This window comes from Phytopseudomonas seleniipraecipitans (assembly GCF_900102335.1).
GTDB classification, from domain to species: Bacteria; Pseudomonadota; Gammaproteobacteria; order Pseudomonadales; family Pseudomonadaceae; genus Aquipseudomonas; species Aquipseudomonas seleniipraecipitans.
Genome location: NZ_FNBM01000003.1, coordinates 472986 through 487589 on the forward strand (window position 1 = coordinate 472986; position 14604 = coordinate 487589).

Genomic DNA, 14604 nt, shown 5'->3' on the forward strand with positions numbered 1-14604 from the left:
TCGCGTGGCCTTACCCAAGCTGCAACGCCTATGGCTCTGCGAGGCCGTGCGCCTGCGAGAAGAACATGCCGGGTTGCTGGAAGACAGCGAGGCCAACCGCCGCGCCCAGGCGGCTGGCGGTGACCTGGCCAGCCGGATCGAAACCCGTGCCCTGCTGCTCGCCGAGCGCGACGGCCAACGGCAGGCGCAACGGCACTGGCTGCAGGGCGCGCGGCTGGCGCTGCTGCTGCTCGGCCTGCTGGCACTGGCCAGCGGCGCCGGCCTGGCAGTAGCGGCACTGGGCGACGGGCAGACGCCGGTCAACGTGTTCTGGGCGCTGGGCAGCCTGCTCGGCCTGCACCTGCTGATGTTGCTGGGCTGGGTGGTCGGCCTGCTGTTCGGCGGTGGCCATGGCGCGGCGCTCGGGCGCATCTGGCTGTGGCTCAGCGAAAAACTCGCCCGCGACTCCAGCGCGCTGCACACCGGCCCCGCCCTGGTGCTGCTGCTGCGCCGCCAGCGCCTCAATCGCTGGTTGGTCGGCATGGCCGTGCATGGGCTCTGGCTGGCGGCACTCAGCACCGCGCTGCTGATGCTGCTGGCACTGCTGTCCACCCGCCGTTACGGCTTCGTCTGGGAAACTACGTTGCTAGGCGGCGACACCTTCGTCGCGCTGACCCAGGCCTTGGGCGCCCTGCCCGGCCTGCTGGGCTTTCCGGTGCCCGACGCCGCCACCGTGCGCGCCAGCGGCGACAGCCCGCTGCCGTTGGAATCGGCACGGCATGCCTGGGCCGGCTGGCTGATCGGCGTGGTGGTGCTCTACGGCGTGCTGCCACGCCTGTTGCTGGGGCTGGTGTGCCTGTGGCGCTGGCGGCGCGGTGTGGCGCAGTTGCAACTGGACGTCGACCTGCCCGGTTACGGCCTGCTGCGCGAGCGCCTGCAACCCAACAGCGAACGCCTGGGCGTGTGCGATGCCGAGCCGGCGCAGCTTTATCAGGTGCAATCCGCTGCCGGCGTTGACGCCAGCAGCGGTGCACTGCTGGTCGCCATCGAACTGGACGACCGTCGTCCCTGGCCGCCGGTGCTGCCCAAGTCGGTGTCCGATGCCGGAATCATCGACAGCCGCGAACAACGCCGCCAATTGCTCGACCAGCTCACCCGCTTTCCGCCCGCTCGCCTGGCCATCGCCTGTGACCCGCGACGCTCGCCGGATCGCGGCAGCCTGGCGCTGCTCGCCGAGCTGGCCCGCTGTGCAGGAAGCACCCGGGTCTGGCTGCTGCAACCACCACCAGGGGAAACCCTCGACAGCGAACGCCTCGGCGACTGGCACAAGGCGCTGGATCAACTGCAACTGGCGCACCACGGCAGCTCGCCCCTGACTTGGCTGGAGACGGGCCATGATTGAAGAACACCGTAAGGGGGGATCGGGGCGCGTAGCCGACGCTCTTTTCATCCGCCCTGCAGATGTAAAGCCTGGTGGATGGGTGAAGCGTCATCCACCCTACGTCGGTGTAGGAGCCGCGCCCTCGCGGCGAATGGTGGCCGCACCGCCACTGCGGCGGCATGGCTACTATCGCATCGCCCCGAGAGCGGTGCTCCTACAGGATCGACGCCCATGAGCAAGGCACTGAAGCTCGCCGTGGTCGGCCACACCAACGTCGGCAAGACCTCACTGCTGCGTACCCTGACCCGCGACATTGGTTTCGGCGAGGTCTCGCATCGCCCCAGCACCACCCGCCACGTCGAGGGCGCGCGCCTGTCGGTGGACGGCGAAGCGCTGCTGGAGCTGTATGACACGCCGGGACTGGAAGATGCCATCGCCCTGCTCGACTATCTCGACCAGCTGGATCGCCCCGGCGAGCGCCTCGACGGCCCGGCCCGCCTGGCGCGCTTCATGGAAGGCAGCGAGGCGCGTCAGCGTTTCGAACAGGAAGCCAAGGTGCTGCGCCAACTGCAGGCCTCCGATGCCGGCCTGTACGTGATCGACGCCCGCGAGCCGGTGCTGGCCAAGTACCGGGACGAGTTGAACGTGCTGGCTATGTGCGGCCGGCCGCTGCTGCCGGTACTGAATTTCGTGGCCAGCGCCAACCATCGCGAAGACGACTGGCGCGAGGCGCTGGCACGCCTGGGACTGCATGCCCTGGTGCGTTTCGACAGCGTGGCGCCGCCGCTCGATGGCGAGCGCCGGCTCTACGAAAGCCTGGCGCTGATGCACGAGAAGTCGCGCCCGCAGCTGCAACGCCTGATCGATGATCACGAGGCCCAGCGCGTGGCCCGGCACCGCAGCGCCAAGCGGCTGATCGCCGAATTGCTGATCGATTGCGCTGCCTGCCGGCGCAGCGTGGCGGGCGACGCCGAGCGGGCCACGGCCGCCATTGGAGAACTGCGCAACGAGGTTCGCCAGCGGGAACAACGCTGCGTGGAAGCCCTCCTGCGCCTGTACGCCTTCCGCCGTGAAGATGCCCGGGCCGACGACCTGCCCTTGCTGGACGGCCGCTGGGGCGACGACCTGTTCAACCCGGAAACCATCAAGCAACTGGGCATCCGCCTGGGCGGCGGTGCTGCCGCAGGCGCTGCGGCCGGCGCCGGCGTCGACCTGCTGGTCGGCGGCCTGACCCTCGGCACCGCGGCCCTGGCCGGCGCGCTGCTCGGCAGCGGCGCGCAAACCCTGCGCAACTACGGCGCGCGTCTCAAGGGCAAGCTCCAGGGGCAGCGTGAGCTGACCGTCGACGACGCCGTGCTACGCCTGCTCGCACTGCGCCAGCAGCACCTGCTGAAGGCCCTCGATCTGCGCGGCCACGCGGCGGTCGAAGCGGTGCGCCTCGATGCCCTGCAGGAAAGCCAGTGGCGCGAGGGCAAGCTGCCCGGCGCCCTGCGTGTCGCCCGGGCGCGGCCGGAGTGGTCGTCGCTGAATCCCGGTGCCCGCCTCGATCAGGTCGAGCGCCTGGAGCAGGTCGAGCGCCTGGAGCAGGTCGAGCGCCTGACCAGGGAAATCGATGCGGCGCCGACTGCAAAATGAGCCTGTGCAGCGAACTGGCCGCCATCCTCGAACGCGAACTGCGCTTGGGCAACAGCCTCGGCCAGGCGCCCCATCGCGCCGGCTGGCCGCAGGCGGACTCACTGTTCGCCGCCCTGCGCCAGGACTTCAAGAGCGACCTGAGCCAGTTGCCGCCGTCGGTACAACACGGCCACTGCAACGACCCGCACTACGGCTGGTACGAAGAGCTCTACTGCCGTGATCACCACCACCTGCTGGTCGCCGGCGTGCCCAAACCCGGCCGCCGCTGATACCTGATTGCGAGCCTCGAACATGCCTGTTGCCAACCTGTTCCACGACAGCGAGCCGCCCGCCCAGGGCGAGCGCTTTGACACCCTGCTCAGCCATCGCAACCTGCAGATCGAGCGGATCCTCAGCTCGTCACGCATCGAGTCGGTGGATTACCTGCAGGAGCAGGACGAGTGGGTGCTGCTGGCGCGCGGAACGGCTAGCATGACCGTTGCGGGCAAGGTGCTGGAACTGGTCGCCGGCGACCACCTGTTCCTGCCCGCCGGTACGCCCCATCGGGTGGAGCACACCAGCGAGGGCGCGCTGTGGTTGGCCATCCACCTGCATCCTGGCAATGGCGTTTAAGTGTGGGAGCGCGCCATGCGCGCGACAATTTGTGGGTATCGCCCTGTAGGGTGGAAGACGCTTCACCCTTCCACCATGGCATCGCCACGATGCCCTTCAACGCCTGAGCAAGCTCGTCCACAGCGTTGCCGCCACGATCAGCAAGCCACCGATCCAGGCCTGCACACTCAGTTCCTCACTGAGCCACAGCACGGCGAACAGTGCGCCGAACAGCGGCTCGCTGCCCATCAGTAGCGACACCCGCGTGGGGCTGCTGCGGCGTAGCGCATAGTTCTGCACGAAGAACGCGAACAGTGTGGCGAACAGCACCAGGTACAGGGTGCCGATCCAGAATGCCGGCTCCTCGGGCAGGGCCGGCAAGCCACCGGGCAGGGTGAAGGTCCCGAGCAGCAGGCAGCCGATGCCGATCACCCCGGTCTGCACCGCCGTCAGCGCGAGCGCCGGTACCTGGGTGTGGGCGGTCAGCCGCCCGGTCAGGCATACCAGCACGGCGCGCAACAGCGCTGCCATCAGCATCAGGCCGTCGCCGAGGTTGAATTGCAGGTCGACGCCACCGCTGAGCAGCCAGGTGCCGAACAGCGACAGCGCCACCGCCGGCAGCAGCCGCGAGTCAGGGCGGCGGTCGAACATCAGCCATTCGACGAAGGGCGTGATGACCACGCACAGGCTGATCAGAAACGCCGCATTGCTGGCCGAGGTGTGCAGCACGCCATAGGTTTCGCATAGGAAGATGGCCAGCATCACGCCGCCCAGCGGAATGCCCGGCGCCCAGGCCTGGCGCCCCTCGCCGCGTAACTGCGGCAGCAGAATCACGAAGGTCAGGCAGAAACGCACCGCCAGGAAGCCAAGCACCGGGTAGAACACCAGCGCCTCCTTGGCCACCCCATAGCTGGTGCCCCACACCAGCGCGACCAACAACAGCAGCAGGTCGCTGCCCTGCAACAGGCGTGAGGGGGCGCGGCTGGTCAAGGTCGTCATGGTGAAGTGTTCCTGAGGAATCGGTAGGTGCGCATTGTCCATTGCGTCCATCAGCGTGATAATCCATAAACTCTGAACAAGACCTGTTCTCCATGCGCACGAATCTCACGCCACAGCTACTTCCTTATCTGGCCATCTTCGTGCGTGTAGTCGAAGCTGGGAGCTTCTCTGCCGCTGCCCGCCAGCAACGCAACACGGCGTCGGCGGTGAGCCGACAGATCGCCCACCTCGAACAGACCCTCGGAGTGCGCTTGCTGGAACGCACCACCCGCCGCCTGCGCCTGAGCGAGGCCGGCAGCGAAGTTTTCGAGCGCTGCAAGGACATGCTCGACGCCGCGCAGGCCGCCCTGGATGTGGGCGAACGACTGATGAGCCAACCGCGCGGCCGGGTGCGCCTGAGCGTGCCCAAGGCCTTTGGGCGCTTTCTGGTCATGCCACTGATCAACGACTTCCTGCAGCGCTACCCAGAGGTGGATGTCAGCCTCAACCTCAGCGACCGCAGCCCGGACCTGATCAGCGATCAATTCGACCTGCTGGTGAGCATCACCGACCAGCCGCCGCCTACCCTGGCCGGTCGGCCGCTGTGCAATGTCCAACAGCTGCTGTGTGCGAGCCCCACCTACCTGCAGCGTCACGGCATGCCCCAGCACCCCAGCGAGCTGGTGCGCCACGCCTGCCTCTATCTGGACGAAACCGCGGACGACCACCGCTGGCACTTCAGCAATGGGCCGGAGCAATGCGTGGTGGCGGTAAGCGGCCGCTTCGCCAGCAACCACAGCGAAGTCCGCCTCAACGCCGCGCTCGAGCACCTGGGCGTCACCTGCCTGCCGCACTTCACGGCCGCGGCGTCACTGGCCAATGGCGAGCTGCTGCGTGTGCTACCGCAGTGGCGCTACACGGGCTCCTACCAGGGCACGGCGTGGATTCTCTACCACCCGACCCGCCACCTGCCGCCCAAGCTGCGGGTGCTGATCGACCACCTCGCCGAGGGACTCGGCAAGGGGCCATCGACATGACGGAATTGATGGGCCGGTTTCGTCAGTGGCTGGAGCGGCGCCATCTGGAGCGTCAGCCGGTGTGCAAGGCCGATGACGTCACCTTGAAAAATATCGAAACCGAGGTCGGCAACCGGATTCTGGACAGCCTTAAGGCCGAGGGCTGGCGGCAGGTCGCCCGATACAGCCCAATGGCGTTCGATAAGGGCATCGATTACGACAGCTACCGGCTGCGCCGTGGTCTGGATGAGCTGAGGCTGGAGTGGGACAACTGGTTCGAGTGGACGCTCAGCGGCCCGAGCGAGATCGTCGAGGAAATCGCCGAACGCTTTTCATTGCACCCCTGACAGACTCCATCCCGTAGGGTGGGCTTCAGCCCACCAAGCCCGACCAAGCTGCCGTACGAAAACCAACCTTCATTCGCCAAAGTTTCCAGCATCATCGTAACCGCCCCAGCCCATCGGAAGAACGCCTCGCTCAACGTACCGATGGAAACTGGAAAACGGCCAATCCGCGACGCAATTGACCAACCAATGCTTGACGGGATTGAAGTGGATGTAATCGACGTGTCGGGCAAGATCATTCTCATCGCGTATCTGATGCTCCCAGAAACGCCTCTGCCATATCCCCTTCTCGCGCTTTCGGTGCTTGCTGGCGCTTAAGGATGTGGCTTTGGGAAGCGCGCGTGAAAAGCGACTCTTGATCAGCGCCCAACGTTGCGAGTAGTCACTGTCGCCATTCGGCAATGTCCAGATCGCATGTAAGTGATCAGGTAGCACGCAAATAGCGACGGTCTCGAAGGGCAGTCGACCGCAAGCCTCGGCGTAGGCTCGACGCAATAAGGGAATTTTTTCGACCAGCAAACCAGACTGCCGATCCGCAAGCATGACGGTGAAGAAGTAGCGCCAGGAACCGATTGGCGGCGGTAGTTCGACATGGGCAGTCCTTTGCCTGACTTGCAACACATATTGGGGCGGTGGGCTGAAGCGGACCGCCGCCCGGCCCACCCTACACGTGAAAGCCTGGCTCAGACCGCGACCGGCGCCTTGATATGCGGGTGCGCTTGGTAGCCGACCAGCTCGAAATCCTCGAAACGGAAGGCGAACAGGTCCTTCACCTCGGGGTTGAGCTTCATGGTCGGCAACGGCAGCGGCTCGCGGGTCAGCTGCAGGTCGGCCTGTTCCAGGTGGTTGGCGTACAGGTGGCAGTCACCGCCCGTCCAGATGAACTCGCCGGGTTGCAGGCCGCAGACCTGCGCGACCATCAACGTCAGGAGCGCATAGCTGGCGATGTTGAAAGGCACACCCAGGAAAATGTCCGCCGAGCGCTGGTAGAGCTGGCAGCTGAGCTTGCCGTCGGCGACGTAGAACTGGAACAACGCATGACACGGCGGCAGGGCCATCTGCTCGACCAGCGCCGGATTCCAGGCCGAGACGATCAGGCGGCGCGAGTCCGGGTTCTTTTTGATCATCTCGATCAGCTTGCTGATCTGGTCGACCGACTCGCCATTCGGCGCCGGCCAGTTACGCCACTGATAACCGTACACCGGACCGAGGTCGCCGTTCTCGTCGGCCCACTCGTCCCAGATACGTACGCCGTTTTCCTTCAGGTACTTGATGTTGGTGTCGCCCTGCAGGAACCACAGCAACTCGTGAATGATCGACTTGAGGTGGCATTTCTTGGTGGTCACCAGGGGAAAACCGTCGGCCAGGTCGAAACGCATCTGGTGGGCGAACACGCTGTAGGTGCCGGTGCCGGTACGGTCCTGCTTGAAGGTGCCGTTCTCGCGCACGTGGCGCATCAGGTCGAGGTACTGTTTCATCGGGCTATCTCCGCTGCGGGCTGACGCTTGTAGGCGTAGACCATCACACCCAGGCCGGCGAGCACCATCGGCACGCAGAGCACCTGGCCCATGGTCAGCCAGCCCCAGGCCAGGTAACCGAGCTGGGCATCCGGCACGCGGACGAACTCGACGATGAAGCGGAAAATCCCGTAGCACACCGCGAACAGACCCGAGACCGCCATGGTCGGCCGCGGTTTGCGCGAGTAGAACCAGAGGATGGTGAACAGCGCCACGCCTTCCAGGGCGAACTGGTACAGCTGCGAGGGGTGGCGCGGCTCCGGCCCGCCGGTCGGGAAGACCATGGCCCAGGGCACGTCGGTGACCTTGCCCCACAGTTCAGCATTGATGAAGTTGCCGATACGCCCGGCACCCAGGCCGATCGGCACCAGCGGGGCGATGAAATCCATCAGCTCGAAGAAGCTCTTGCCGTTGCGCCGGGCGAACCACAGGGTGGCCAGCATCACGCCGATCAGGCCGCCGTGGAACGACATACCGCCCTTCCACACTTCGAGAATCAGCAGCGGGTTGGCGATGTACGCCGGCAGGTCATAGAACAGCACGTAACCCAGGCGACCACCGAGAATCACCCCCATCGCCACCCAGAACACCAGGTCGGAGAGTTTCTCCTTGCTCCAGGTCGGGTCGAAGGCGTTCAGGCGCCGCGAGGCGAGGAACCAGGCCCCGCCGATACCGACCAGGTACATCAGGCCATACCAGTGGATCTGCAGGAAACCCAGGTCGAGGGCGACCGGATCAATATTCGGGTAGGGCAGCATCAGGATTCCTCACAACAGAAAATTCAGGCCGACGATAAACAACAGCAAGGCGAACAGACGCTTGAGCACGCGCGGCGACAGCCGATGGGCCAGGCGCGCGCCGGTGCTCGCGAAGAATACGCTGGTCAGGGCAATGCCCAGCAGCGCCGGCAGATAAACGTAACCCAGGCTCCAGCCCGGCAGGCGCGCGTCACCCCAGCCCAGCCACAGATAACTCAAGGCACCGGCCGCCGCGATAGGCCAGCCGCACGCCGAAGACGTCGCCACCGCCTGCTGCACGGAGACGCCGCGCCAGGTCAGGAACGGCACGGTCAGCGAACCGCCGCCGATGCCGATGATCGCCGAGGCCCAGCCGATCACCCCACCGGCCGCGCTCAACCCAGTCTTGCCGGGCACTTCACGACTGGCCTTGGGCTTGAGATCCAGCGCCAGTTGCAGGGCGACGCACAAGGCAAACACGCCGATGATCTTCTGCAGCACCTGGCCATCAATGGACTCGGCGGTCAGCGCACCGAGCACCGAACCCAGCACGATACCCACCGTCAGCCAGACGAACAGCCCCCAGCGCACTGCACCGCGGCGATGATGCTCGCGCACCGCATTGACCGAGGTGAACAGAATGGTGGCCAGCGAGGTACCGACCGCCATGTGGGTCAGCACCGAGCTGTCGAAGCCCTGGGCGGTAAAGGTGAAGATCAGCACCGGTACGATGACCATGCCGCCACCGACGCCAAACAGCCCGGCCAGCAGGCCCGCTGCGGCACCGAGCAGGATGTACAGTAAGAAGACCATGGTGTGCTCTGAAAAGCGATGCGGCATGGTAACGGAAGCGGGTCACGCACTCTACTTCAGGCGATGGATGCGCCGACGCGTGTTGCGTACAGTGATGCTTTCCGTGGACGAGAAACGCGCCGTGTTCAACACCCTCTACCTGCGCATTGCCTGCGATCACTTGCACATGACGCACCTGGAAAGCGGCCGCGAAGCGACTCTGCAGGCCAACCCGCCTTTCAGTAACGTGCGGCTACTGGTCGCTGATTTCAGCGTTGCCGATCGCCTGATACGCGACGCAGCCCAGTCCCTGATTGCCAAACGGTTCTTACGCCTGAGCTTGCCGCCGCGCCTGGTCATTCATCCGCTCGAGCGTCTGGAAGGCGGCCTTTCTCAGGTCGAGGAACGTATGTTGCTGGAGCTCGGCAAAGGCTGCGGTGCGAACAAGGTGGTGATACACATTGGCGATCGACTGGATGCTGCCGGTGTACGCGCCAAGCTGGCGCGCCCATGTGCCTGATCGTCCTCGCCTGGCGCCCAGGCCATGAGCTGCCGCTGCTGGTCGCGGCCAATCGCGACGAATTTTATGCACGGCCTACCGCCGCACTGGCAGAGTGGCCGGATACGCCAGGGCTGATCGCCGGGCGGGATCTGCAGGCGGGCGGTACCTGGCTGGGCATCGGCCCTGGCGGACGCTTTGCCGCACTCACCAATATTCGTGACCCACGTACCGCCCAGGGCGCGCGCTCACGTGGCGAGCTGCCGCTGCGTTTTCTGCGCAGCGATCTGACGCCAGAGGACTTTCTGAACAGCTTGCGCGGCGAGGCGAACGATTACAGCGCCTTCAATCTGCTGGTCGGTGATCGCCAGCAGCTGTGGCATTTCAACTCGCAGCGTGGCCTGGCCAAGGCACTGCCACCTGGCATCCATGGTGTTTCCAACGCCGACCTGGACACGCCCTGGCCAAAGCTGCAGCGCGCCAAGACGGCGCTGGCTGGAGCACTGCAAGCGGCTGATGAACAAGCCCTGTTCGCGCTCCTGGCCAATACCACACGCCCTGACGATGTGAGGCTGCCGAATACTGGCGTGAACCTGGATCTCGAGCGACTGCTGGGCAGCGTGTTTATCGCCAGCCCGACCTACGGCACCCGCGCCAGCACGCTGCTGTTCACTTACGCCGATGGAACGCGGCGCATCATCGAGCGCAGCTTCGGGCCTGAGGGAATGCCGAGCGGTGAGGCACGATTCGAGAGCTAGGCTGGCAGCTTGGGGGGCGGAAGCGGCCGTAGGGTGGATGACGCTCTTTTCATCCACCATTGCGATCGCAGAGCGGTGGACGGATGAGGCGTCGTCCACCCTACGACCGGCCGCTTGCGCCTTGCAGCAGCCGCTAAGCCTGAATATCCGACGCCGGGTTGATCATCCGGCCTAGGCCGAGGTTGCGCAGGGCCAGTTGCAGGGTGCTGTGGATAACCTGCGGGTTGTCGATGCGCATCACCTGGCCAAGCAGGTCCTTGGCCTTGCCCATGCTGATCTGGCGCAGCAGCCATTTCACCTTGGGCAGGTTGGTGGCGTTCATCGACAGGCAGTCGAAACCCATCGCCATCAGCAGTACGGCAGCGGCCGGATCGCCGGCCATTTCGCCACAGATGCTTACCGGCTTGCCTTCGGCATGCGCGTCTTCAACCACTTTGGTCAACGCCTGCAGAACGGCGGGATGAAGGAAGTCGTAGAGGTCGGCGACGCGCGGGTTGTTGCGGTCCACCGCCAGCAGGTACTGGGTCAGGTCGTTGGAGCCGACCGAAAGGAAGTCCACCTGGCGGGCCAGGTCGCGGGTCTGGTAGACGGCCGCAGGGATTTCGATCATCACACCAATCGGCGGCAGCGGCACATCGGTGCCTTCGTCGCGCACTTCGCCCCAGGCGCGGTGAATCAGGTGCAGCGATTCTTCCAGCTCCTGAATACCGGAAATCATTGGCAGCAGGATGCGCAGGTTATCCAAGCCCTCGCTGGCCTTGAGCATGGCGCGCACCTGCACTAGGAAAATTTCCGGGTGGTCGAGGGTCACACGGATGCCGCGCCAGCCGAGGAAGGGGTTGTCTTCCTTGATGGGGAAATAGCTCAGCGCCTTGTCGCCACCGACATCCAGGGTGCGCATGGTCACCGGCAGCGGGTGGAAGGCGGCCAATTGTTCACGGTAGATCGCCAACTGCTCTTTCTCGCTGGGGAAACGATCCTTGATCATGAACGGCACTTCGGTGCGGTACAGGCCCACGCCCTCGGCGCCGCGCTCCTGCGCCCGCACTACGTCGGCCAGCAGGCCGGTGTTGACCCACAGCGGCATGTGGTGGCCGTCCAGGGTCTCGCAGGGCAACGCACGCAGTGCATCGAGGCCCTTGGTGAGCTGGCGATCTTCCTCGACCACATCGGCATACTGCTTGCGCAGGATTTCGCTCGGGTTGGTAAAGACCTCACCGTGATAGCCATCGACGATCAGCTGAATGCCGTCGATCTTTGAATATGGCAGCTCGACCGCGCCCATCACTGTGGGGATGCCCATCGCACGGGCGAAGATTGCTACATGGGAGTTGCCCGAGCCCTGCACCGAAACCAGACCGACCAGTTTGCCTTCCGGCACTTCGCCAAGCATGGCGGGGGACAATTCTTCGGCGACCAGGATGCAGTTATCGGGGTAGACCAGCGTCTGTTGCCGCGCCTGCTGCAAGTAGGCGAGCAGACGGCGGCCCAGATCGCGGACGTCCGATGCGCGCTCACGCAGGTAAGCGTCGTCCATCAACTCGAAGCGGTTGATGTGCTCGCTGACCACATGGCGCAACGCGCCCTGGGCCCATTGGCCGGTCTTGATGACCTTGACCACCTCGTTACCCAGCGCGGCGTCTTCAAGCATCATCTGATAGACGTCGAACAGCGCCCGTTCTTCTGGGCGTAATTGGGTCGCCATGCGCTCTGACAAGCTGCGCATATCGGCGCGCACGCCCTCCAGCGCACTCTGGAACAACTGCAGTTCAGCGTCGATGTCGGCGACGCTCTTGTCCGGTACCACTTCCAGGTCGGCCGGCGGCAACATGACCATGGCAGTGCCAATGGCCGCGCCCGGCGAGCCCGGTACGCCGACGAACTTGGCTTCCTGAATACCTTTGCCCTGCTTGCCCAGGCCGCGGATCGAACCGGTCGCCTCAGCGTGGGCGATGACCCCGGCGAGCTGCGCGCTCATGGTCACCAGAAAGGCTTCTTCACCTTCGTCGAACTGACGGCGCTCCTTCTGCTGCACCACGAGCACGCCCATCACCCGTCGGTGGTGGATGATCGGTGAGCCAAGGAACGAGGCATAGCGTTCTTCACCGGTCTCGGCGAAGTAGCGATAGCGGGGATGCTCGGAAGCGTTCTCGAGGTTCAACGGCTCTTCGCGGGTACCCACCAGGCCAACCAGGCCTTCGTTGGGCGCCATGCTGACCTTGCCGATGGAGCGCTTGTTGAGGCCGTCGGTGGCCATCAGCACGAAGCGGTTGCTCTCCGGGTCGAGCAGGTAGACCGAGCACACCTGGGTGCCCATGGTCTCCTTGACGCGCTGCACGATGATGCCCAGCGCCGCCTTGAGATCCTTGGCAGCGTTGACTTCCTGGACGATCTTGCGCAGCGTGTTGAGCATGCCTGACCCTGCCTAGTCCCGAGCCAGCAGGCGCGGTGCGAGTTCCTTGAGTGCGCGACGATAGACCTCGCGCTTGAATGTAACTACCTGTCCCAACGGATACCAGTAACTGACCCAGCGCCAGCCGTCGAACTCGGGCTTGCCGGTCAGATCCATGCGCACCCGCTGCTCATCGGCGGTCAGGCGCAACAGGAACCACTTCTGCTTCTGGCCGATGCACAGCGGTTGGCTGTGCGTACGCACCAGGCGCTGCGGCAGACGATACCTCAACCAGCCACGGGTGCAGGCGAGAATTTTCACATCCTGCTGCTCGAGACCCACTTCTTCATTCAATTCCCTGTACAACGCCTCTTCGGGCGACTCGCGGTCATTGATGCCGCCTTGCGGGAACTGCCAGGCATCCTGGTTAATTCGACGCGCCCAAAGCACCTGGCCGACATCATTGGTCAGAATGATACCGACGTTGGGGCGAAAACCATCAGGATCGATCACGGCGCATAACCTCGTAAACGCATGTTCCGGCATTGTTCCACAAAGCTCGGGACAGCGGCAACGCGCCTGGGCGGGAGTGCCCCGCTGGCCAGTCATGAGGCCTCAGGCGGTTTTCCCCCGCCCACCAAAAGCCGCTATTCTGGCGCCTCGATGGTTCTGTATAAGAAGAGGTGGCGCTGTGCGTTTGGCTTTATTCGATCTCGACAACACCCTGCTCGGCGGCGACAGCGATCACGCCTGGGGCGACTGGCTGTGCGAGCGCGGGATTCTTGATGGCGCGACCTACAAGGCGCGCAATGATGCCTTCTATCAGGATTACCTGGCCGGACGCCTGAATATCACCGACTACCTGAACTTCACCCTGGACATCTTCGGGCGCACCGAAATGGCCCAGCTGCACGCGTGGCACAAAGAATTCATGGCCGAATGCATCGAGCCGATCGTCCTGCCCAAGGGCTTGGCGTTGCTCGACGAACACCGCGCGGCAGGCGACAAGTTGGTGATCATCACTGCCACCAACCGCTTCGTTACTGCGCCAATCGCCGCGCGCCTGGGCGTCGATACGCTGCTGGCGACCGAATGCGAGATGGTCGATGGCCGTTACACCGGCCGCACCACCGATGTGCCGTGTTTCAAGGAAGGCAAGGTAACGCGCCTGGAACGCTGGCTGCAGGAAACTGGCTTCAGCCTGGAGGGTGCGACGTTCTACAGTGATTCGATGAACGATTTGCCGCTGCTGGAGCGGGTCAGCCGACCGGTAGCGGTCGATCCCGACCCGAATCTGCTGGCTGAAGCGCAGAAACGTGGCTGGCCGGTGCTGTCGCTGCGCTGACAGTGCAACCATAAAAAAACCGGCGCTCATGGCGCCGGCTTGCGTACAGCCAACCACCGTTACAGGTGCTTGGTCTTGGTCGCCACAGCCGTCGGAATAACTTCCGGCATGGCCGAAGAGTGGTGATTGAGGATCTTCCACTGCCCATCGACTCGGGTGTAGACGAAGGTGTAGCGCGCCTGCACATCGGTCTTCTTGCCGGCGGCATCGGTCAGGTGGAAGGTGTACACGCCGCTATCGAGGGCAGTGGTCGGCCCAAGGCGGCGGATCTCACGGTAATTGATCTCGCCGACCGGCTTCAGCGCCATGAAGTGGTCGAAGTAGTCACGAATCTCTGCGGAGTTGGCGCGCACCCGGTTGGAAACCGTCGGCTGCAGCACCGCGTCAGCGCTGTACAGACCTACCACCTTCGACACATCGCCACTCTGCAGCGCCTGGTTCCATTGCTCGAACAGGCCGGCGACCTCACGATCCGCCGCATCGGCAGGTGCCTCGGCAACATTGGCGTAGTGGTAAGGCTTCTGCTCGACGGCAGCGAACAGCGGCGTGCTGACGGTGAACAGCAGAGCAGCGGCGATGGCATGTACTTTCATGATCATTTCCTGTCGTTGGGTTGATGCCTGCACTTTGCCCTGCCCAC

General features: G+C 64.5%; 16 protein-coding genes and 1 pseudogene. 9 read left to right on the forward strand and 8 right to left on the reverse strand.

Annotated elements, in window-relative coordinates:
* Positions 1-4: 4 nt before the first annotated feature.
* From BLS60_RS09830 to BLS60_RS09845, 4 genes are all read left to right on the forward strand, one after another.
* Positions 5-1381 (forward strand): DUF2868 domain-containing protein, encoded by a 1377-nt coding sequence (locus tag BLS60_RS09830; RefSeq protein ID WP_092367357.1) that lies wholly within the window; start codon positions 5-7, stop codon positions 1379-1381.
* Between the two features lie 210 nt (positions 1382-1591).
* Positions 1592-2995 (forward strand): GTPase/DUF3482 domain-containing protein, encoded by a 1404-nt coding sequence (locus tag BLS60_RS09835; RefSeq protein ID WP_092367360.1) that lies wholly within the window; start codon positions 1592-1594, stop codon positions 2993-2995.
* Complete coding sequence (locus BLS60_RS09840) at positions 2992-3264, forward strand: hypothetical protein (RefSeq protein WP_092367363.1); 273 nt, start codon at positions 2992-2994, stop codon at positions 3262-3264. The genes BLS60_RS09835 and BLS60_RS09840 overlap by 4 nt, the downstream gene beginning before the upstream one ends.
* A gap of 22 nt (positions 3265-3286) precedes the next feature.
* Positions 3287-3607 (forward strand): cupin domain-containing protein, encoded by a 321-nt coding sequence (locus tag BLS60_RS09845; protein WP_092367366.1) that lies wholly within the window; start codon positions 3287-3289, stop codon positions 3605-3607.
* 96 nt (positions 3608-3703) lie between these two features.
* Here BLS60_RS09845 and BLS60_RS09850 read toward each other — a convergent pair whose 3' ends face one another.
* Complete coding sequence (locus BLS60_RS09850; protein ID WP_092367462.1) at positions 3704-4585, reverse strand: DMT family transporter; 882 nt, start codon at positions 4583-4585, stop codon at positions 3704-3706.
* 92 nt (positions 4586-4677) lie between these two features.
* Here BLS60_RS09850 and BLS60_RS09855 point away from each other — a divergent pair, with 92 nt between their 5' ends.
* Together BLS60_RS09855 and BLS60_RS09860 are read left to right on the forward strand one after the other, a co-directional pair.
* Positions 4678-5601: a LysR family transcriptional regulator gene (locus BLS60_RS09855; protein ID WP_092367369.1), complete on the forward strand. Its 924-nt coding sequence runs from the start codon at positions 4678-4680 to the stop codon at positions 5599-5601.
* The gene (locus BLS60_RS09860; protein ID WP_244153391.1) at positions 5598-5927 is read left to right on the forward strand and encodes a hypothetical protein; all 330 of its coding nucleotides are present in this window, start codon (positions 5598-5600) and stop codon (positions 5925-5927) included. Before BLS60_RS09855 ends, BLS60_RS09860 begins: the two co-directional genes overlap by 4 nt.
* Positions 5928-5996: 69 nt before the next feature.
* On the opposite strand, the pseudogene BLS60_RS09865 reads toward BLS60_RS09860, so the two are convergent.
* From BLS60_RS09865 to BLS60_RS09880, 4 genes and pseudogenes are all read right to left on the reverse strand, one after another.
* Positions 5997-6517: pseudogene (locus BLS60_RS09865) on the reverse strand (REP-associated tyrosine transposase).
* Positions 6518-6607: 90 nt separating this feature from the next.
* Positions 6608-7402 (reverse strand): thymidylate synthase, encoded by a 795-nt coding sequence (locus BLS60_RS09870; RefSeq protein ID WP_092367375.1) that lies wholly within the window; start codon positions 7400-7402, stop codon positions 6608-6610.
* Positions 7399-8199 carry a prolipoprotein diacylglyceryl transferase gene (lgt, locus tag BLS60_RS09875; protein WP_092367378.1) on the reverse strand — a complete coding sequence of 267 codons (801 nt, stop codon included), beginning with the start codon at positions 8197-8199 and terminating at the stop codon, positions 7399-7401. The genes BLS60_RS09870 and lgt overlap by 4 nt, the downstream gene beginning before the upstream one ends.
* 9 nt (positions 8200-8208) lie before the next feature.
* Positions 8209-8991: a sulfite exporter TauE/SafE family protein gene (locus BLS60_RS09880; RefSeq protein WP_070880415.1), complete on the reverse strand. Its 783-nt coding sequence runs from the start codon at positions 8989-8991 to the stop codon at positions 8209-8211.
* A 79-nt stretch (positions 8992-9070) separates the two neighbouring features.
* Here BLS60_RS09880 and BLS60_RS09885 point away from each other — a divergent pair, with 79 nt between their 5' ends.
* Positions 9071-9490 carry a hypothetical protein gene (locus BLS60_RS09885; protein WP_143024589.1) on the forward strand — a complete coding sequence of 140 codons (420 nt, stop codon included), beginning with the start codon at positions 9071-9073 and terminating at the stop codon, positions 9488-9490.
* Positions 9481-10227: an NRDE family protein gene (locus BLS60_RS09890; protein WP_092367384.1), complete on the forward strand. Its 747-nt coding sequence runs from the start codon at positions 9481-9483 to the stop codon at positions 10225-10227. Before BLS60_RS09885 ends, BLS60_RS09890 begins: the two co-directional genes overlap by 10 nt.
* Before the next feature lie 133 nt (positions 10228-10360).
* Here BLS60_RS09890 and ptsP read toward each other — a convergent pair whose 3' ends face one another.
* Together ptsP and BLS60_RS09900 are read right to left on the reverse strand one after the other, a co-directional pair.
* Positions 10361-12640: a phosphoenolpyruvate--protein phosphotransferase gene (ptsP, locus tag BLS60_RS09895; RefSeq protein ID WP_092367387.1), complete on the reverse strand. Its 2280-nt coding sequence runs from the start codon at positions 12638-12640 to the stop codon at positions 10361-10363.
* A gap of 12 nt (positions 12641-12652) precedes the next feature.
* Positions 12653-13132: an RNA pyrophosphohydrolase gene (locus BLS60_RS09900; RefSeq protein ID WP_042553561.1), complete on the reverse strand. Its 480-nt coding sequence runs from the start codon at positions 13130-13132 to the stop codon at positions 12653-12655.
* Between the two features lie 178 nt (positions 13133-13310).
* On the opposite strand from BLS60_RS09900, the gene BLS60_RS09905 reads away from it, so the two are divergent.
* Positions 13311-13964, forward strand: coding sequence for a histidinol-phosphatase (locus BLS60_RS09905; RefSeq protein WP_092367390.1), 654 nt, complete (start codon positions 13311-13313; stop codon positions 13962-13964).
* A 59-nt stretch (positions 13965-14023) separates the two neighbouring features.
* On the opposite strand, the gene BLS60_RS09910 is transcribed toward BLS60_RS09905, so the two are convergent.
* Positions 14024-14557: an SgcJ/EcaC family oxidoreductase gene (locus tag BLS60_RS09910; protein ID WP_092367393.1), complete on the reverse strand. Its 534-nt coding sequence runs from the start codon at positions 14555-14557 to the stop codon at positions 14024-14026.
* Positions 14558-14604 lie beyond the last annotated feature (47 nt).

Excerpts from the sequence above, each read along its gene's own strand:
- BLS60_RS09835 (WP_092367360.1), top strand. The coding sequence starts at position 1,592 with ATGAGCAAGGCACTGAAGCTCGCCGTGGTCGGCCACACCAACGTCGGC.
- BLS60_RS09840 (WP_092367363.1), top strand. The coding sequence starts at position 2,992 with ATGAGCCTGTGCAGCGAACTGGCCGCCATCCTCGAACGCGAACTGCGC.
- BLS60_RS09845 (WP_092367366.1), top strand. The coding sequence starts at position 3,287 with ATGCCTGTTGCCAACCTGTTCCACGACAGCGAGCCGCCCGCCCAGGGC.
- BLS60_RS09850 (WP_092367462.1), bottom strand. The coding sequence starts at position 4,585 with ATGACGACCTTGACCAGCCGCGCCCCCTCACGCCTGTTGCAGGGCAGC.
- BLS60_RS09855 (WP_092367369.1), top strand. The coding sequence starts at position 4,678 with ATGCGCACGAATCTCACGCCACAGCTACTTCCTTATCTGGCCATCTTC.
- BLS60_RS09860 (WP_244153391.1), top strand. The coding sequence starts at position 5,598 with ATGACGGAATTGATGGGCCGGTTTCGTCAGTGGCTGGAGCGGCGCCAT.
- BLS60_RS09870 (WP_092367375.1), bottom strand. The coding sequence starts at position 7,402 with ATGAAACAGTACCTCGACCTGATGCGCCACGTGCGCGAGAACGGCACC.
- lgt (WP_092367378.1), bottom strand. The coding sequence starts at position 8,199 with ATGCTGCCCTACCCGAATATTGATCCGGTCGCCCTCGACCTGGGTTTC.
- BLS60_RS09880 (WP_070880415.1), bottom strand. The coding sequence starts at position 8,991 with ATGGTCTTCTTACTGTACATCCTGCTCGGTGCCGCAGCGGGCCTGCTG.
- BLS60_RS09890 (WP_092367384.1), top strand. The coding sequence starts at position 9,481 with ATGTGCCTGATCGTCCTCGCCTGGCGCCCAGGCCATGAGCTGCCGCTG.
- ptsP (WP_092367387.1), bottom strand. The coding sequence starts at position 12,640 with ATGCTCAACACGCTGCGCAAGATCGTCCAGGAAGTCAACGCTGCCAAG.
- BLS60_RS09910 (WP_092367393.1), bottom strand. The coding sequence starts at position 14,557 with ATGAAAGTACATGCCATCGCCGCTGCTCTGCTGTTCACCGTCAGCACG.